Genomic DNA, 17,365 nt, shown 5'->3' on the forward strand with positions numbered 1-17,365 from the left:
TACAAAGTTGATAGAATTGTAGGACGCTTCAAAGAGCCGAAAGGGGAAGGCTTTTTTAAGCAAGTTCAGATTCATTATAAAGGGGGAAATTATGTCTGAAAAATTAGATACTCACGGAACAGCAGAAATATGTGATATCCATAGAGAAAATATCCAGGTGTTCCAGCCTATGTCTTTCAAATCTTACGGGGGAAAAACACGTTGCAGCGGTGAGATTGTGACAGTCTCATTATATGAAGACAATTCTACTCTGAAAACACTGCTTCAGACTCCAGGAAATAATCGTATTGCAGTGGCGAAGGTCTCAGGGGACTTTTGTGCAGTAGTTGGAGATAATCTTTGTAAATTTGCCATAGACAATGGATGGGGTGGAATAATTATAGATGGTTTTGTGAGAGATACCAATATGCTAAAAACTATGCCAATGACAGTACTGGCAATGGGAACTTATCCTCTCAGAAGCAGCAAAAAATCCCAAGGGAAAATAGGAGATACACTTGAGATCGCCGGAGTCAAAGTTGATCATGGGTCCTATCTTTACCTAGATGAAGACGGTATCCTAGTTACCAAAGAAAAATTTTCTGATATTAATTTTGTAAAATAGATTATATATTTGTTAAATTAAAAAATCAGTCTCTGCCGAAAATAGATTCGGTATAGACTGATTTTTTTTACACTCCGTAGAGTGAACTGATATATTCTCTTCCTGTCTTTGTCTCAAAATATTTCTTTTTAACAGTAGCAGCAGTTTCCGAATTCAATTTATCCTCGTATATATTTACAAGAAAGTCAGCCTCTACAAGTATCTGAAAATCAATTCCATCTATCTTGTCATAACTGTGATGATTCCCTATGAGATAGCATATCCTTTCCTTTATTTTTTCAGATAAGTCTATATCTTTTATGAGTTTTCTGGCTACATCTGGGCCTTCTAACTCCTGGTACTTTCCCGCTGAGGAATTATATTTTTCTTCACTAATTTTTATACCTATGTCATGGAGAATAGCTGATATCTCCAGAATTTTCTGCTTTTCACTATCTAAATTTTCCGATTCCCCTATACTTTTGGCAAAGCAGTAGACTTTCAGGGCATGGTTTATCCTTCTTACATCCTTCCCGAAATATGAGATCATAAGTTTTTGAATTTCGTTTACTTCCATAAAAACCTCCCTGAATATTTTCTACAATAATATCTTAAAAAGATCTTCTACATTATCTGCCTGAAACTGAGGACAGGCAGCATCTATCTCTCCTGGGTCTGCAAAACCGTATTTTACCCCTATAGATAATATGCCGTTTTCTCTGGCTCCCTCTATATCAAATTTTCTGTCCCCTACCATAACAGTTTTTTCCTTTGAAATCCCAGGAAATCTTTTCAAGGTTTCAGCTATTATTTCATTTTTATGGGAAAAGCTGTTGTCTAGACTGCTTCCTATTATCTCGTCAAAATATTGACTCAGAAGAAAATGATCTAGTATTTTTTCAGAAAAATGCTGAGGTTTAGATGTAGCCACTGCAAGTTTCATCCCGGACTTTTTTAAATCGGACAAAAGAGTATTTATATTATGAAATGGGATATTTTCATAGAGCCCTTTTTCAGAATATCTTTCTCTGAAGAGATTTACCGCCTTTTCTGAATCACATTTGGAAAATTTATAATGTCCCATAAATGTGTCCATTAGGGGAGGCCCTATAAAATGTTCTAACTCCTTTAAAGAGGTCGGTTTTATACCCATTTTATCAAGGGCGTAACTAACTGATTTTGTTATCCCCACTCGGGAATCAGTGAGAGTACCGTCAAGGTCAAAAATAACCAGGTCAAATTTTTTCATGCTGTCTCCTTTTTTGTAAAATAATTAATTGTAGTTGCTAATTGAAAAAAAGTTCATAAATTGCTGACTATATTTGAACCTGTTACTTTTCTCTTGAAAGAAAAGTAACGGAACTTTGGATAAATCCAACTACTTAGACTAATCACAGCCGCAACATCTATTAAGGATATTAAAACTAATAAAAAACAGCCCTTTTTTAAGGGACTGTAATTTAACATCCTATAAACTGATTGGTTTCTTCACAATAATGATAGCCGATCTCTTTTATTTTATCAGTGAGATCACTCTCTTTCAAATTATAATACCTAAGCAAATCATCAAGACTCTCAAACTCGTCTCGGAGCTTCATATTTACAATACTTAACAAAAGATTTGGATCCATTGATTTCATGTTTTTGATTTCCATAAATTTCCCTCCTCTTTGTATCTTGTTATCTATTGTAATTATAACTTGAGATTTGTCCAAACTCAAGAAAGTACAAAAAAGAGAAAATTTTTATGACTGTTTTGAAAGTATTTTTTTGATTTCTTTCATAGCGTCTAATATTTTTATTGTGGGCCTAGAAAGAGCCCCTTCATCTATCATATAAATGCTTCCGGTTTTTACAGCCTTTATAGAGGAGTAACCAGGTGTTTTCTTTATGTCTTCTTTGGTTCTAGAGTTCATCCTACCCTGCTGTACAAGGTAAGTATCTATTGCTGACCCCTGGGATATTAGATACTCCATATTTACAGGGGTGATGGTAGAAGTTCCTTTTCTTAAGGGCTCTTCATTTCCAGTAAGAATATCTCCCCCGGCTTTTTCTATTATAAAATGAGCTATGGATTCTTTTGATGCAGTATAGAGTCCGTTTTGCATTCTTGCTTCAAAAAATACTTTTTTTCTTTTCCTATCTTGAACCCCTATACTCTCGAGGCCCTTACGGTACTTATTCACATACTCTTTCCCGGCATTTTCTCTCCCTATGAGACGACCTATATCCATCCAGTACCTCTCTAGGTCGTTATAGCTGACAGGCTGAAGTGACACCACTGTTATTCCCATAGATTCAAGTCTTTTAAATAAATTTTTGTTCTTATCTCTGTACATAGGCCTTATAATGACAAGGTCAGGTCTTACAGAAAGATATTTTTCCAGGGAATCGTTATAGGAGAACCCTTTAATCCCCTGGGTTCTTTCTGATATTCCCTTTTCTTTTACTGTCCCTACAAGTTTGCTCTTGCCGCCCAGATCCAAAATAACCTCTGTATGAGCAGGATAGATAGATATTATTCTCTGATAACTTTTTTCTAGTTTTCTAGGCTTACTGCCTTCCATGACCTCGTATGCAAAAACATTTATAGTAATAAGCATCCAGATCACAGCTATTTTGAATTTCATAAAAACCCCCTACATATACGGGATAACAAATTTCTTGTCATCACTTTCCATCATTTTACTGTTAATATTGAAGACATTTTTTATATTCTCCGGTGTGAGAGTATGCTCTGTTTCCCCAATCTTCACCACTTTACCATCTTTTAAAAAGATGATCTCGTCACAGTAAAGTGAAGCAAGGGTAAAATCATGAAACACAGATATCACAGTTAGGCTTTTTTCCTCTACCCTGTCCCTTACTTTTTTTAGAAGGGAGTGGGCATAATAGGGATCTAGATTGGATGTAGATTCATCTAGGAAAAGTATAGGGGTTTCCTGTATCAGTGCCTTCCCAAAAATCGCCCTCTGTCTCTCTCCACCACTAAGATCAGTTATTTTCTTGTCTATTATACTACCTAGTTCTAGTTCTTTTACCACTTCGTTTATTATCTCTCTGTCTTCTTTCCCAAGAAAGCTAAACTTTTTCTTATGTGGATATCTTCCCATCTCAAGGATCTCTTCCACATTAAATGAGAAGGAAGTATTAAAGTTTTGTGGAACTAGAGCCAAAACTTTGGCCAAATCTTTTTTATGATACTTTTTCAGGTCTTTACCCATGACCTCTATACTTCCATGGTAATCGGCTATCACTCCGCATATTATGTCCATAAGAGTTGTTTTCCCGCTTCCGTTAGGACCTAGTATCCCATAAAATCGCCCTTTTTTTATATGAAGGTCCACACCTTTTATTATATTTTTTCCAGGTACCGAATAATTTATATTCTCAGCTTTTATCATCTAGAGTCTACCTCCCGAAAGCCTTTTCCTAAATATAAAGGCAAAGAATGGTGCTCCTAAAAGTGAGGTCATTATTCCTATGGGAATCTCATTTGGCAGCACAGCTCTTACAAGGTTGTCTGCAGCAGATAATATTATAGCACCCCAGATGGCACATATAAATATAAGTTTCTTATTGTCAGTTCCAACAAGAAATCTCATTAGATGTGGTACTATCAGACCCACGAACCCTATTATCCCGCATACAGATACTGAAACTGCCGATATTATAGAAGCAGTTACCAGAAGTATTTTTCTGACTCTAGAGGTTTCAACCCCCATGGAAAGGGCATTTTTTTCACCTAGAGATAATATATTCATCTCTTCTCCATAATAAATAAACACAAGAAATCCGAGCAAAGTAACTATTCCCATAATAAGAGCCTCGCTCCAGGTCTTAGATGAAAAACTTCCCATGAGCCAGAAAACTATTGAAGCCACTTCATCACCGGCTATATACTTGGTAAAGGTGAGTCCAGCAGAAAAAAATGCACCTATTATTACCCCAGAAAGTATAAGTGATACAGAATTTATTTTCCCTCCGAAAGTAGCCATTTTTAAAACCATACTCAGGCTGATTATTGCAAAAACAAAGGCCATTAGCTGAACTGTAAAGCCACCTAGAAAACTTAGTTTCAATATTATGGCGAGGGCTGCTCCGAAGGATGCTCCTGCTGATATTCCCAGAGTATAGGGGTCTGCCAGTGGATTTAAGAGTACTCCCTGAAATACAAGACCACTGAGACTTAGAGCTGCTCCTGCTATCATAGATACTACTATCCGTGGGAGCCTGACCTCTCTTACTATAACCCATTCAGTCATCCCAACTTTTTCAGGATTTAGATTAAATAATATTTCAAAAACATCTTTTACAGGGATTTTGATATATCCCATCCCGGCATATACTAAAAGAGCTACGGAGAATATAGCTATCCCAGAGATAAGCCATATTCTAAACCTTCTTTTTTCCATTTCAAACATCACTTCCTATAGAGCTTTTGCATATTATATCACAACACTATGGCTATTTACAGTAATATCCCCAGCCAAGTTTATAATTTTATATGCTTTTAAGTATCGTATCTTTTTTATTTTTCAGATCTTTTTCTTTAGAATTTATAGATCTTTTGATATGTCCCGCAAATATCTCATGTATCTCAGGCATCTCTCCCATTCCCCTCATGATAACTTCCACAGAAAATCCTTCTTTTTCGAGAGTCTCCCGCCATTCTCCGTCTATGTCCTCTTTGACATGATTTCCTGCAACTATCATAAAAGGAACAAGGGTCACCTTTTTCACCCTGTCTTTTTTCAGCTGAGTTATCAGATCGTCTAAGGCAGGATATCCTTCTACAGTACTTATATAGAACTCCTCCATCTCTCTTATATTAAAAACTGTCTGAAGCATACCATAGGCAGAGTTAGAGTGATGTCTTGTTCCGTGACCTGCCAAAACAACTGCTCCCCCTGTATTTTCAAACTTCTTCTTAAAAATATCGGCTATCTGAATATAATCCTCTGGCAGAGTCAGAAGTGGGTCTCCCATTCTTATTTCCTGAAATTCATCTTTAAAATATTTTATCTCATCCTTTAGATACTCTCCCTCTAGACCGTTTATCACATGGCTAGCCTGAACTATAACATGGGTAAACCCATCTTGTGCCATCATCCTAAGGGCTTCTTTTGGAGTACTTTTTCTAACTTCATATTTTGTATATATTCTTTTTATTATCATTCTGGAAGTATAGGCCTCTCTTATCTGAAATTCCTGAAACTTTTCAGCTATGTTTTTATTTAGTAAACCCAAAGTATTTTTTCTGACTTCTGCTTTTACTGTACCAAAGTGAACCATCAGAATACCCTTTTTCACATTTTCACAAATATTTAAATTATTATCCGAGTAATTTTTATTTGCCATCCAACCTCTACCTCCTTTTTTATTCTTTTATGAAAATCTTAAGGTGTAAAACCAATATAATATCAACAAAGACTCTTCAATTAATTATCGGCTATTATTTCAAAAATATCAAATAGTTTATATTGACCCTACTCGAAATGAAAAAAACTTTGCAGAAATAAGGCTTTTCATTATTTTTTTAAGATCTCCTTAAACGAACAAAAAATGCAGGCAGATTTTCTGCCTGCATAAAATCATTATTCTTTACCTTCAGCGTATTCTTTTTTCTTTTTAGCCATATCTTCTGCTTCATGTTCGGCTGCAAACTTAGCGTGCTCCATATAGATATCCTGTATTTCAGCTTGCTGTCCTAGCCCTTCTAAGATAACTTCCACCTTAAATCCTTTTTCCTCTAGCATTTCTTTCCAGTCTACAGCGATATCATTATTGGCATGATCTCCTGCTACAAACATAAATGGCATAAGCTTTACTTTTTTTATCTTCGCTTGTTTTAGTCTAGAAACAACATTGTCAAATATAGGATAACCCTCTATAGTCCCTACATAAAAATTTTTATATCCTTCAGATTTGAAGACATAGTCCATCATAGGATAGGCAGCAGTTCCAGGGTCGTGAGTCCCGTGTCCTACAAATACTGCAGCTTCTTTTCTTTTCAGTTTACCGATTTTATCTCCTAAAATATGAGCCACTTCCTTATAGTCCTCTGGAGTTGTAAGAAGTGATGTTCCCAATCTTATCTCTTTGAAATCGTCCTCAAATTCTTCTATCTCTTTTTTTAGATTTTCAGCCTCTACACCGTCGATTACATGAGTCGCCTGAACTAACACATGTGTATATCCCTCAGCCTTTAAGGTTTCTAAAACCTCTTTAGGGTTATCTTTATCTATTCCTCTTCTTTTGAGTATTTTCATTATGATTCTAGAAGTAAAGGCATCTCTCACCTCTAAATCTTTAAATTCTTCTTCTGCCTTTTCGTTAATCGCTTCGATTGTTAATTTTCTTGTTTCAGGATAACTGCTTCCAAAGTGAACCATTACAACTGCCCCTTTGTCCGCTGCCCTCATAGTTTCAAACATAGGCTTCTTTTCATATCCTTCTGATGCAAAAAGAGTCCCTGCCAATAATAATGCTCCTGCCAAAATACTAAACTTCTTCATTTTTTCCTCCTTAAGATTTTTATAATGGTTTTCAGGAAATAAAAAAATCCTGAGTAATCTCAGGAGAGAAATTTTAAAAGCCTAAAAAAAGCCTCTACATCTCTCGTCCCCGCAAGTGATATTGACAATATTATTTTTAAGGCAGGTCTCCTGGCTCAGCTTCATCCTACTAGCACCCTTCCCAGATTTTAATCCAGTGGGTAATTTGCCTTCGTCTGCATTACAGTGGCGGGACCGCGGGAGTCTTTCACTCCTCTTCCCTTTTAATTCCAAAGTTGGAAAACCTTAAAAATGTATTCACTTTCAGTAAAAAATATACTATTATAAACCTTAAAAGTCAATAATAATTTAAAATTCCAATTATTATTTTCATATTTATTCTTAATATATGCTAAAATAGTTTGTACAAAAAATATATTATTGATAATTTCAATACTTGCTCATTTATAAGATAAACTTACAGAAGATAAATTTTTGCGTTATAATTTCAAAAAATAAACAGGCGGTGTAGTTGATATGAAGGATCTACTTTGTTTTGCAAGATATTATAAACCTCATTTTAAATTAGTAATACTGGACTTTATTTGTGCCTTTGCCATGGCAGGTCTTGACCTTTTATTTCCATTACTGGTACAAAGGACCCTAGATGATGTTATCCCAAGAGGAGATCTGAAACTACTTTATATATTCGGAGCTGTTCTTGTGGCACTTTATATTCTCAGGTATCTGGCTAGTTATGTTGTATATTACTGGGGTAAGATGCTAGGTATCCTTATCGAGTACGATATGAGAAGAGACTTATTTGCCCATGTTCAGAAGCTTTCCTTTACATTTTTTGACAATACAAAAACCGGGGCTATCATGTCTAGGATAGTAAATGATCTAAGTTATATATCTGAATTTGCTCATATCGGTCCCGAGGATTTCTTTTTGGCAATACTTAAGTTTACAGGGACATTTATCATTATGTTTACAATGAATAAAAAACTCACGCTTATTATATTCTCTTTGGTGCCTTTACTTATTTGGTTTGCAGCAGCCAAGAAGAACTTGATGAAAAAATCTTTTGGAAAATCCAGAAAAAAAATATCTGCCATAAACTCTCAGGTTGAAGATTCCATCTCTGGGATAAGGGTTGTACAGGCTTTTACAAATGAGAAATTTGAAAATGAAAAATTCCAGAAAAAAAATACTGAATTCAGAGAGGCTAAGAGGGAGAATTTCAAACTCTCTGCAGAATATTTTTCAGGTCTCAGTTTTATTATGAACATTATTCAGCTTACTACATTATTTTTCGGTGGGATATTTATCTTAAAAGGGGAAATCACAGCTGGTATAGTCATAGGTTTTCTTTTATATGTATCAAAATTTATGGAGCCTATAAGAAGAATGATGCTTCTTATGCAGAGTTTTCAAAAAGGTATGGCAGGTTTTGTAAGATTCAGAGAATTAATGGATAAAGACCCTGATATAAAAGACAAACCCAATGCAGTTGCACTGAAAAAACCAATGGGGACCATCCAGTTTGAAAATGTTTCTTTTAAATACGCTTCGTCTGAACAGGATATTCTAAAAGACTTTTCCATGTCAATAAAATCAGGAGAAAAAGTGGCTTTGGTAGGAAGCAGCGGAGCAGGTAAGACCACTATCTGTAACCTCATCCCTAGATTTTATGAGGTGGAGAGAGGTGCAATAAAAATAGATGATAGAGATATAAAAAACTACACCCTAGAATCTTTGAGAGATAATATTGGAATAATACAGCAGGACGTTTTTCTATTCAGTGGAAGTATAGAGGAGAATATTCTTTATGGAAATCTCACCGCTTCTAGAGAGGACGTTATAGAGGCTGCCAAAAAAGCCAGAATTTATGAGTTTATTTTATCTCTAGCTGACGGATTTGACACAAATGTAGGAGAGAGAGGAGTAAAGCTTAGTGGCGGTCAGAAGCAACGGATAGCCATTGCCAGAATATTTTTGAAAAACCCAAAAATACTGATTTTAGACGAAGCCACCAGTGCACTAGACAACAACACCGAAAGACTTATCCAGGAATCAATCGATGAACTCACCACAGACCGAACAACTATTACAATCGCTCACAGACTTTCTACAATTGAAAATGCAGACAGAATAATAGTCTTAAACAGCGAAGGAATTGTAGAAGAGGGAACTCATAACGACCTGGTAGAAAAAAAAGGAGAGTATTTCTCACTAGTAGAAAAACATATTCAGGAGACCGCATAGGCTGAGACCTCTCTAAATAAATAAGAACTTTCTTATATTTATTTCCTATTTTTTTGTACTTTACAAATTAAATATAATTTTTTTGTCATCTTCCCTTGAATTTATGAAATTTACAGGCTAGACTTGTATTAGAGAAGAAGGGAGTGGTGTTTATGGAAATGTTCTTATTGTTGGCTGTGGCTGCGGTTTTAATCTCTTTTTTTGCCTTTAGAGAAGGGAGGAATACTATCCCTGATGAAAATAAGGAGTACAATACAAAATACTCTGCACTCCATAGATTGAGTCAGGACCAGGATAAAAATGAAATGCAACTATCTCAAGAAGCAGAAGAGATCAAAAATAACCCTTCTGAAGAAGATCATGCAGAACCTTTTATAGCCCCTGAGGTAAAAATGGTCTATATGTCTCACGGAAGTAAAAAATATCATAAAAAAGGCTGTAAATTTATTCGTGAAGAAGAAAATCCAATTTCAGTTTCTGATGCAGAAGCTATGGGACTTACACCTTGTAAAGTATGCAAACCAAATTTAGAAAATTAAAAAGACTGTTAGTAGGTCTTTTTTTTTTATAAATATCCCCTGATTCCATAGTACACTATCCCTGCAAATTCCCATATAAGCCTCATAAAATAAGATAAGTTGTCACTTCTTGGAATAAAGTCTAGCATATTATAGTTTTTATAATTCTGTATATAACCGCATGGTGCAGGTACTACATTAAATCCTTGCTTTTCAAAAGTCATTTTACTTCTTGTCATATGAGATGCTGAGGTAACCAAAACTATGTTTTTAATATTAGATTTTTTTAGGAGTTCAGATGTATACCTGGCATTTTCCATAGTTGTTCTACTTCTTTCTTCTGTCAGAATATCCGAGTCTGGAATATTTAAACCAATTAAAATTTTTTTATATACAGAACTTTCACTTACTTGTTGATTTGTTACCTTACCACCGGTTATATATATTGTTTTAGGGTGACTATTGTATAAAATTGCAGTGTTCATCAATCTAACTGAAGCAGTTTCACTAGGAATGTTTCCTACTGGAGTTTTTTCTATAATCCCTCCTCCTAAAACTACATAGGCCTCTCCCTTTTCTATCTCCTCTGCTGCTGCAGGTTGAACTCTGTTTTCCACTAGTTTAGCAGTTAAATCTACTGTGGGTCTTATAGTTATGATGTACAATATTATCCCTAACAGAATACTTACTCTTTTTATTTTTTTTAGATTATATCTGTTTGAAAATATTCCTAAAAAAATAAACAAGGCTATAAATATAGCAGGGGATATAACTAGCTGTCCTATTATTTTTCCAAGTATAAACATTTTTTTCCTCCTATAAATTTATAAGCACTATTATACATATGTATTTCGTATAAAACAAGAAAATTTCAGTTAAACATCATAAAAACATCACATTCATCTCGTACTATAAATCAAGCTATGTGTGAGCTTGTAATTCTTTCCCATGATTAAAAGTTTTGAAAACACCTGAAATGTCAGGGAGCTTGTCTGTGATTAAGCACGGAAAAGCTTATTTCAAAATTCTAATTTTCGTGTTACCTTTGTTTTATTTTTTCTCAACCCTATTTTCCCTATTAAAAAAGCTAGCTAAAGCTAGCTTTTTTAATTTATCATATTTTTTTCACAGATATATCTTTTTTCATCCCTGGAATTACCCTTAAAAGTGTCTCTCCACCAAAATCCTGAGTATAATCTATATCTTCATCTTCGTTGATATCTAAATCCACTGTTATAAAAAACTCTATATCCTCTTTTTTAGATTGGTTGGAGTTTATGACTTCATAAGCGTCTTTTGGAAATTCCATTTTAAAATAAAGGGGGTTCTCATTTATATTTATCTTTTTTATAGTAATGAGTGCTGTGGTTTCATCTGGAAGATTTTTATCATAACCGTAAAGATGTGCTATTGCCTTCCCTTTTTGGGGAAAGTCTCCTTTGACAGTAAGTTCTATAGTATTATCTTCTCTTTCGTTACAGGATAAAATTACAACTAAAATAATTGTAATAAATAATATCATCAATTTTTTCATAGGCTCACTTCCCTGTATTTACTTCTATTTATAAATGAAAAATACAAACATTAAGAGCGGGCACTACACCCGCTCCTTTTATTTTACCTCATTAATTACCCTTTGTGCAAGTTGTGGCGGCATCTCTTCATATCTTTCGAAAGAGAGCTCAAACTTACCTCTTGCCTGGGTTATAGACCTTAGATCTGTTGCATATTTTATCATTTCACTTTGAGGAACTTCTGCTATGACTTTTTGTTCTCCCTGAGATACAGGGTTCATACCTAGTATTCTTCCTCGGCGTTTATTTATATCTCCCATTATATCTCCCATATAATTTTCAGGTATTACTATCTCAGCCTTCATAATCGGTTCTAACATTACAGGTTCCGCATCTGGAATCCCTTTTCTAAATGCTAAAATTGCCGCTTGTTTAAAAGAAAGCTCATTGGAATCAACAGAATGATAAGACCCGTCATGAAGAGTAGCTTTGAAATTTATCACAGGATATCCTGCTAAAATTCCTTTGTTCTTTGCTTCTAAAAGTCCTTTTTCAACTGCAGGAATATATTGCTTTGGAACTACTCCTCCCTTTATCTTGTCTATAAATTCAAACTCCTCTTGGCTAGGTTCAAATTTTATAAAAACATCTCCAAACTGACCTGCTCCTCCTGATTGTTTTTTATGCCTTCCCTCTATATCTATGGATTTTTTTATAGTTTCTCTATAAGCAATCTTAGGCTCTGATACAATACTGTGAACACCAAATTTATTCTCAAGTTTATGAATTATCACCCTGAGATGTTTCTCTCCTAATCCCCCTATAAGAAGTTGTTTTGTTTCATAGTTACGTTCTACCACAAAAGTTGGGTCCTCTTCAGTAAGTCTTTGTAAAGATAAGCTTATTTTCTCGTCATCACTTTTATTCTGAGGTTCTACAGCCATATATAGACATGGTTTAGGAAAAGCTATATTGGGATAGACTATAGGATGACTCTTAGTGCAGAGTGTGTCTCCAGTCTCTGCATACTGAAGTTTTGTTGTAGCCCCTATATCTCCTGACCGTATTTCATCTGCCTCTATCTGCTTTATCCCTCTTAGGAAAAATATATTAGATATCTTTTCTTTTTTATGTTTGGTAGCATTTAAAATTTCCATATCTTTTCTAAGAACTCCCGAATTCACCTTAAAAAGTGATACCTTTCCAACAAAGGGGTCTACGATAGTCTTAAAAATTATGGCAGAAAATTCTTCAGATTCATCAACTTTTCTGATCTCCACATCTTCAGTCTCAGGGTTTGTACCCATCCTCTCCCCATCTTTCATCTCTTTAGGAGTAGGCATATAATCATAGAGCATCTCAAACAGTGTATGAACCCCTATACCCTTTACTGCAGATCCAACCAGCACAGGTACTATATCTCCGGCAACTATACCTTTGTGCAGTCCTCTGTGTATCTCATCCTGTGTAAACTCTTCTCCTGCAAAATATTTTTCCATAAGCTCTTCATCAGATTCTGCAACTGCCTCAAAAAGCATATTTCTTATCTCTGATATATCCAGATCTGATGGAATTTCACTGTCTACACATTTTTTACCGTCAAATTTTCTTCCCTTTAAGTCCACTACATTTACAAAACCCTGAAAATTATCCTTTTCCCCAACGGGAATGCAAAATGGAGCCACCTTTTTTCCAAATTTTTCTTTAAGTTCTCCCAATAGTTTTGTGTAGTTTACAAATCCCTTGTCCATTTTATTTATAAAAAATATTCTGGGGATTCCCCGTTCCTCTAATTTTTTCCAGGATTTTTCTGTCCCTACCTCTACTCCCGAAGTTGCATCTACTACAATTACAGCACCTCCTGAAACTCTTAGAGAAGATACCACCTCCCCTTCAAAGTCGAAGTAACCGGGAGTATCCAGGATATTATATTTATGGCCTTCATATTCTAGAGGTACCACAGAAGAATTTACAGAGAAACTTCTGTGAATTTCTTCTTTATCATAGTCTGAAACTGTATTTCCTTCATCTACATTTCCCATCCTGTTTATAGCACCGGATATGTATAACAGTGATTCAGCTAGGGTGGTCTTCCCGCTTCCTCCATGGCCTAGAAAAGCTACATTTCTTATTTGATTCATCTCATAGTTTTTCATAATTGCCCCCTATTTTCTTATTTTGTAAGATTATATATATTACTCTTATGATAGTTATATTTTAAAAAGAACTCCCTTTCCTTTTTATATATTTTAAATTAATCTTAGTTGTGAGCAATTTAGACTAAGTTACTGAGCCTATCTAAAAGCCTGTGTTACTTTCTTTTCTTGATAAAAAAAGTAACCTACTAAGTTAATACTTTAATTGAAAATAAAGAAGTAAGCTTAGGGTACTAAATTTTTTTAATTTTTTTAAATGAAAATAACTTTATCTCAGTAGTATATATCTATTAAGCATATATTTTTAGCTGGAGGTTAGTATATTGAAAAATATCGTATCAGTTATAGACATTTTAGAAAAATGGACCACCCCAAAGGGAATCAGAAAAATAATACTGACTCTTTTCATATTATCACTTCAGATGATGATTTATAGGGTGGTATATCTGACTGGAGGGGCGAAATTTTCCTATTCTCAGGCTATGTATATTCCTCTTATACTGGGATCTCTTTTTTTTGGAGTGATTGGTGGAGTTACCTTTGGAGCGAGCGGTGGTCTCCTTTTAGGACCTTTGATGCCTTTAGATACAATCACCATGGAGATGCAGGATTTTATAAACTGGAACTATAGACTTGGTTTTTATATCGTCATAGGATTGATAACTGGTATAATAATTGATTTCTTAGTTTCCACAATTAAAAAACTAAACAAACTGAGCTTCTATAATCATTTTACAAATCTTCCCAATGCAAGATATTTTGAAAACATGAGGATAAAAGAAAATACTCCGGGATATTTTTTCATAATCGAGATGAACAACTATTCCCAGATTCTTTACAATCTAGGCTATGAATTCAGTATGAAGTTTGTAATAGCCTTTGCCAAAGAAGTCTCAGGCATTATAAAAAGTTATGAAGATAGTCAGGTTTTTCATCTTCAGGACAACAAATTCGGGGTTCTTATAAAAGATCCAAATGAAAAGGAGATCTCAAAAAAGTTTCTGAAACTAGGCCAGATGGCTATAAAAGTAGACGGTATAGAGGTTCACCCCTATATCTTTGTAGGGGCTGCTCGGTGTGAAAAAAACAGCTGCGACCTCCTGAAAAAAGCTGAGTATGCCAGATTATTTGCTAAAAAAAATCTAAGAGACTATCATATGTATATACCTGAGACATCTTCAAAGATTGACAGAAATTTCAAACTTTTTGAAGAATTCCCAAGGGCAATAAGTAATGATGAGTTTTTTCTCTGCTACCATCCAAAATTTGAGGTTTCTACCGGACTGGTAAAAGAGGCCGAAGTCCTTATAAGATGGATGCACCCTAAAAAAGGGACTGTAGGCCCCAATGAATTTATCCCTTATCTAGAGACTACCACCTTTATAACAAAAATTACAAAATGGATTTTAAGACAGTCTCTGAAATCTCTCAACATAATGGAAAAAGCAGGGGTTGATATCAAACTCTCAATAAATGTACCTCTGAAGATTTTAGAAGATCCTGAATTTATTGCCTATTTAAAAGAATTGAGACAGATGGGGTATCCGTTAAAGAAAATAGAATTTGAAATCTTAGAAAGGGACTGTGTTGAAGACTTTAAAAAAATATCTCACATAATGAATTCCATAAAAAAAATGGGGATCAGCTTTTCTCTAGATGATTTTGGGACCGGTTATTCGGCTCTTTCCTATGTAAAAAAACTTCCTTTCGACAAGATAAAATTGGATATGATGTTTATAAAAGATCTCGAACAAAGTAGAGAGAATATGGGAATTGTAAAATCTGCCATAGATATGGCTCACAATATGGGAATAACTGTTGTGGCTGAGGGAGTGGAGTCTGAAGATACCCTTGAAATGCTGAAAAAGTTAAAATGTGATCATGCACAGGGGTTTTATTTTAACCACCCTCTAAGGCGTGTAGAGTTTATCAAATGGTATCACAGTGATGAAAATAAAAAATTTTTCCAAGAGATGACATCTTGAAAATGATTTTAAATTTCTAAGAATTTTAAATAAAATCTTTTTTACCTTTAGAAACCTTAATAAATTAAGGTTTCTATTTTTTTATTCAAAATAAAATTCACATGTTTTAGGTCATTTTCATGAATCTAAGTTATAAAAATTTTCTGAGTTTTTATGTGAAAGTTTTTCTCATGAATTCATTAGACTATTTTTGATGGCTCTTCCACAGGCCAAGAGATATTTTAGATCCTCTTCAGTTTCTTTCCCTGTAACCAGAGGGTTGGTATTAAGAAGGGCTTTTCCCCTTCCAAGGCTAACTGTGATGTTTTTTTTGTTAGTTTGATTTTGGATTATATGCTTAATTTTTTTTAAATACTCATCTTTTTCAATCTCTTTATCTTTTGGATACAAGTTGATTACCTTAGAATTTTTATCCATTATAAAAAACAGATCTATCTCTTCAGGAACATCAAATGATATGTATATATGGTTTTGATGAGTTGTTTCAGGGTTCCCATAGGGATTTAGATCTCGAAGCTCTATGCCCCTAAAAAGAAAAAACTCCCCGTCCCCTATAATATCTTTGATTTTCATAAATGTTCTCAAGAATCCATTTTCTTTGATAGCAAGTTTTTTATTCAACTGAATTTCCAAATCGTTGTTATCCTGATAAATATGTTTTAGATTATTCTTTTGAGCAAACTTTTTCAGCATTTTCCTTCTTTTACTTGAATAAATCATAAGGTGAACTCCAATAGCCAAAAACAAAATAATTAATATGGGCCATATCATGGGATTTCCTTGAGCTTTCATTTGACCTCCTGTTTTTAGCGTCTTTAGATTCATTATAATTTAATTTTAAAAGCAACACAATTTAGAATATAAGCTATATTTATATCAAAATGGATTAAAATTATGCCAGACTATTTTGCTAAGGGTTATATTAGAATTTGAACTTAAATTAATGGAAATAATACTAGCTTCCTTTGGTATCTGTGGGTCAAACCTAAGGTTGAGAGCTTTATCTGCTCTTCCAAAAATTAAAGGACTATAGGATCTACCATTGCTATCTATCAAGGTGACGTCGAGATCTACAACAGTCCCATCAGCAAGTTTTATCTGTTTCCAAGGAAAGAAAGTCGACCATTTTTCCTCAATAAAAACTAAAATAGAACCTTCATTTCTAATTCGTTTCAAAGGGGGATCACATTTGATTTCTGTCGTTATCTCACTTAGGATAATCTTATCCTTTTCAATTACCACGTCAACAGGCTCTAAAAAGCCACACGATGCTATAAATATTAAGATAAACAAAGCTAATATTTTCATTTTATTACCTCGATCAGATATTATTGAAAAATATATTAAAAAGATACCTATTATATTGAATTAACACTTTATTTTTACTGGCAACTTGAATTTTTCTATAGCTTTTTTTATTACTCCTGGAATGATAAGTCCATCTATGGTCAGATCCTTTGGAACATCGAGATTATGGTGATAAATTATTACCTGAAGGGATTTTATTTCAATATAGTCAATTTCTGTGTAAGATAAATTATATTTTTCTACCAAGGCATTTAAAAATATACTATCTTTAAATAAAACTACTTTTCCCAAGGGCCATTTTGCTGTTACTAGTTTTGGAAAATCTCCTGCTGATATACTGGTCCTCTTCTCTAATAATTTCACCTTATCACTACTATGGCTATTATTATCCGATGAATATTTATCTTTTTCATGCATAGCTATCTCCCTTTTTTATCTCTGTCATTCCATCAATAAAAAATCTAAGTCTTTACAAACTTTGAATAAGAATAAGTCATATTCTTATTTTTCGAGTATAGAAATATTATTTTTCTATG

18 protein-coding genes and 1 riboswitch are annotated in these 17,365 nt (G+C 34.1%); of the genes, 4 read left to right on the forward strand and 14 right to left on the reverse strand.

The window, feature by feature from the left end; genetic code table 11:
- Window positions 1-91 precede the first annotated feature (91 nt).
- Window positions 92-604 (forward strand): ribonuclease E activity regulator RraA, encoded by a 513-nt coding sequence (rraA, locus tag ILYOP_RS13345; RefSeq protein WP_013389029.1) that lies wholly within the window; start codon window positions 92-94, stop codon window positions 602-604.
- A gap of 67 nt (window positions 605-671) precedes the next feature.
- On the opposite strand, the gene ILYOP_RS13350 is transcribed toward rraA, so the two are convergent.
- From ILYOP_RS13350 to ILYOP_RS13385, 8 genes are all read right to left on the reverse strand, one after another.
- Window positions 672-1,160 carry an HD domain-containing protein gene (locus tag ILYOP_RS13350; protein WP_013389030.1) on the reverse strand — a complete coding sequence of 163 codons (489 nt, stop codon included), beginning with the start codon at window positions 1,158-1,160 and terminating at the stop codon, window positions 672-674.
- A gap of 21 nt (window positions 1,161-1,181) precedes the next feature.
- The gene (locus ILYOP_RS13355) at window positions 1,182-1,832 is read right to left on the reverse strand and encodes an HAD hydrolase-like protein (RefSeq protein ID WP_013389031.1); all 651 of its coding nucleotides are present in this window, start codon (window positions 1,830-1,832) and stop codon (window positions 1,182-1,184) included.
- 211 nt (window positions 1,833-2,043) lie between these two features.
- Complete coding sequence (locus ILYOP_RS13360) at window positions 2,044-2,238, reverse strand: DUF4250 domain-containing protein (protein ID WP_013389032.1); 195 nt, start codon at window positions 2,236-2,238, stop codon at window positions 2,044-2,046.
- 90 nt (window positions 2,239-2,328) lie between these two features.
- Complete coding sequence (locus tag ILYOP_RS13365; protein WP_013389033.1) at window positions 2,329-3,213, reverse strand: ABC transporter substrate-binding protein; 885 nt, start codon at window positions 3,211-3,213, stop codon at window positions 2,329-2,331.
- A 9-nt stretch (window positions 3,214-3,222) separates the two neighbouring features.
- Entirely contained in the window at window positions 3,223-3,987 is a 765-nt protein-coding gene (locus ILYOP_RS13370) for an ABC transporter ATP-binding protein (RefSeq protein ID WP_013389034.1), read from the reverse strand.
- Window positions 3,988-4,998 (reverse strand): FecCD family ABC transporter permease, encoded by a 1,011-nt coding sequence (locus tag ILYOP_RS13375; RefSeq protein ID WP_187288123.1) that lies wholly within the window; start codon window positions 4,996-4,998, stop codon window positions 3,988-3,990. It lies immediately after the preceding gene.
- 88 nt (window positions 4,999-5,086) lie between these two features.
- Window positions 5,087-5,944, reverse strand: coding sequence for a sirohydrochlorin cobaltochelatase (locus tag ILYOP_RS13380; protein ID WP_013389036.1), 858 nt, complete (start codon window positions 5,942-5,944; stop codon window positions 5,087-5,089).
- A gap of 236 nt (window positions 5,945-6,180) precedes the next feature.
- The gene (locus ILYOP_RS13385; protein WP_013389037.1) at window positions 6,181-7,101 is read right to left on the reverse strand and encodes a sirohydrochlorin cobaltochelatase; all 921 of its coding nucleotides are present in this window, start codon (window positions 7,099-7,101) and stop codon (window positions 6,181-6,183) included.
- A 123-nt stretch (window positions 7,102-7,224) separates the two neighbouring features.
- Window positions 7,225-7,404, reverse strand: a riboswitch (cobalamin riboswitch).
- A gap of 213 nt (window positions 7,405-7,617) precedes the next feature.
- Here ILYOP_RS13385 and ILYOP_RS13390 point away from each other — a divergent pair.
- Together ILYOP_RS13390 and ILYOP_RS13395 are read left to right on the forward strand one after the other, a co-directional pair.
- Entirely contained in the window at window positions 7,618-9,348 is a 1,731-nt protein-coding gene (locus ILYOP_RS13390; protein WP_013389038.1) for an ABC transporter ATP-binding protein, read from the forward strand.
- A 152-nt stretch (window positions 9,349-9,500) separates the two neighbouring features.
- The gene (locus ILYOP_RS13395; RefSeq protein WP_013389039.1) at window positions 9,501-9,887 is read left to right on the forward strand and encodes a hypothetical protein; all 387 of its coding nucleotides are present in this window, start codon (window positions 9,501-9,503) and stop codon (window positions 9,885-9,887) included.
- A 26-nt stretch (window positions 9,888-9,913) separates the two neighbouring features.
- On the opposite strand, the gene ILYOP_RS13400 is transcribed toward ILYOP_RS13395, so the two are convergent.
- The 3 genes from ILYOP_RS13400 to fusA form a co-directional block, all read right to left on the reverse strand.
- Window positions 9,914-10,672, reverse strand: a complete 759-nt coding sequence (locus ILYOP_RS13400) for a YdcF family protein (protein WP_013389040.1) — start codon at window positions 10,670-10,672, stop codon at window positions 9,914-9,916.
- A 308-nt stretch (window positions 10,673-10,980) separates the two neighbouring features.
- A complete protein-coding gene (locus tag ILYOP_RS13405) occupies window positions 10,981-11,400 on the reverse strand; it encodes a hypothetical protein (RefSeq protein ID WP_013389041.1) in 420 nt (139 codons plus the stop codon).
- A 78-nt stretch (window positions 11,401-11,478) separates the two neighbouring features.
- Window positions 11,479-13,536 (reverse strand): elongation factor G, encoded by a 2,058-nt coding sequence (fusA, locus tag ILYOP_RS13410; RefSeq protein WP_013389042.1) that lies wholly within the window; start codon window positions 13,534-13,536, stop codon window positions 11,479-11,481.
- Between the two features lie 323 nt (window positions 13,537-13,859).
- On the opposite strand from fusA, the gene ILYOP_RS13415 reads away from it, so the two are divergent.
- The gene (locus tag ILYOP_RS13415; RefSeq protein WP_013389043.1) at window positions 13,860-15,521 is read left to right on the forward strand and encodes a bifunctional diguanylate cyclase/phosphodiesterase; all 1,662 of its coding nucleotides are present in this window, start codon (window positions 13,860-13,862) and stop codon (window positions 15,519-15,521) included.
- 168 nt (window positions 15,522-15,689) lie between these two features.
- Here ILYOP_RS13415 and ILYOP_RS13420 read toward each other — a convergent pair whose 3' ends face one another.
- From ILYOP_RS13420 to ILYOP_RS13430, 3 genes are all read right to left on the reverse strand, one after another.
- Complete coding sequence (locus ILYOP_RS13420) at window positions 15,690-16,313, reverse strand: hypothetical protein (RefSeq protein WP_013389044.1); 624 nt, start codon at window positions 16,311-16,313, stop codon at window positions 15,690-15,692.
- An 84-nt stretch (window positions 16,314-16,397) separates the two neighbouring features.
- Window positions 16,398-16,829 carry a hypothetical protein gene (locus tag ILYOP_RS13425; RefSeq protein ID WP_013389045.1) on the reverse strand — a complete coding sequence of 144 codons (432 nt, stop codon included), beginning with the start codon at window positions 16,827-16,829 and terminating at the stop codon, window positions 16,398-16,400.
- A gap of 60 nt (window positions 16,830-16,889) precedes the next feature.
- Complete coding sequence (locus ILYOP_RS13430; RefSeq protein WP_013389046.1) at window positions 16,890-17,246, reverse strand: hypothetical protein; 357 nt, start codon at window positions 17,244-17,246, stop codon at window positions 16,890-16,892.
- Between the last annotated feature and the right edge of the window lie 119 nt (window positions 17,247-17,365).

The organism is Ilyobacter polytropus DSM 2926 (assembly GCF_000165505.1).
Classification (GTDB): domain Bacteria; phylum Fusobacteriota; class Fusobacteriia; order Fusobacteriales; family Fusobacteriaceae; genus Ilyobacter; species Ilyobacter polytropus.

Bases quoted from the DNA above. Each gene is read 5' to 3' on its own strand.
- ILYOP_RS13405 (WP_013389041.1), bottom strand. From the start codon at position 11,400: ATGAAAAAATTGATGATATTATTTATTACAATTATTTTAGTTGTAATT.
- ILYOP_RS13350 (WP_013389030.1), bottom strand. From the start codon at position 1,160: ATGGAAGTAAACGAAATTCAAAAACTTATGATCTCATATTTCGGGAAG.
- ILYOP_RS13420 (WP_013389044.1), bottom strand. From the start codon at position 16,313: ATGAAAGCTCAAGGAAATCCCATGATATGGCCCATATTAATTATTTTG.
- ILYOP_RS13365 (WP_013389033.1), bottom strand. From the start codon at position 3,213: ATGAAATTCAAAATAGCTGTGATCTGGATGCTTATTACTATAAATGTT.
- ILYOP_RS13375 (WP_187288123.1), bottom strand. From the start codon at position 4,998: ATGGAAAAAAGAAGGTTTAGAATATGGCTTATCTCTGGGATAGCTATA.
- ILYOP_RS13385 (WP_013389037.1), bottom strand. From the start codon at position 7,101: ATGAAGAAGTTTAGTATTTTGGCAGGAGCATTATTATTGGCAGGGACT.
- rraA (WP_013389029.1), top strand. From the start codon at position 92: ATGTCTGAAAAATTAGATACTCACGGAACAGCAGAAATATGTGATATC.
- ILYOP_RS13430 (WP_013389046.1), bottom strand. From the start codon at position 17,246: ATGCATGAAAAAGATAAATATTCATCGGATAATAATAGCCATAGTAGT.
- ILYOP_RS13425 (WP_013389045.1), bottom strand. From the start codon at position 16,829: ATGAAAATATTAGCTTTGTTTATCTTAATATTTATAGCATCGTGTGGC.
- fusA (WP_013389042.1), bottom strand. From the start codon at position 13,536: ATGAAAAACTATGAGATGAATCAAATAAGAAATGTAGCTTTTCTAGGC.
- ILYOP_RS13380 (WP_013389036.1), bottom strand. From the start codon at position 5,944: ATGGCAAATAAAAATTACTCGGATAATAATTTAAATATTTGTGAAAAT.
- ILYOP_RS13370 (WP_013389034.1), bottom strand. From the start codon at position 3,987: ATGATAAAAGCTGAGAATATAAATTATTCGGTACCTGGAAAAAATATA.
- ILYOP_RS13390 (WP_013389038.1), top strand. From the start codon at position 7,618: ATGAAGGATCTACTTTGTTTTGCAAGATATTATAAACCTCATTTTAAA.
- ILYOP_RS13360 (WP_013389032.1), bottom strand. From the start codon at position 2,238: ATGGAAATCAAAAACATGAAATCAATGGATCCAAATCTTTTGTTAAGT.
- ILYOP_RS13355 (WP_013389031.1), bottom strand. From the start codon at position 1,832: ATGAAAAAATTTGACCTGGTTATTTTTGACCTTGACGGTACTCTCACT.
- ILYOP_RS13395 (WP_013389039.1), top strand. From the start codon at position 9,501: ATGGAAATGTTCTTATTGTTGGCTGTGGCTGCGGTTTTAATCTCTTTT.
- ILYOP_RS13400 (WP_013389040.1), bottom strand. From the start codon at position 10,672: ATGTTTATACTTGGAAAAATAATAGGACAGCTAGTTATATCCCCTGCT.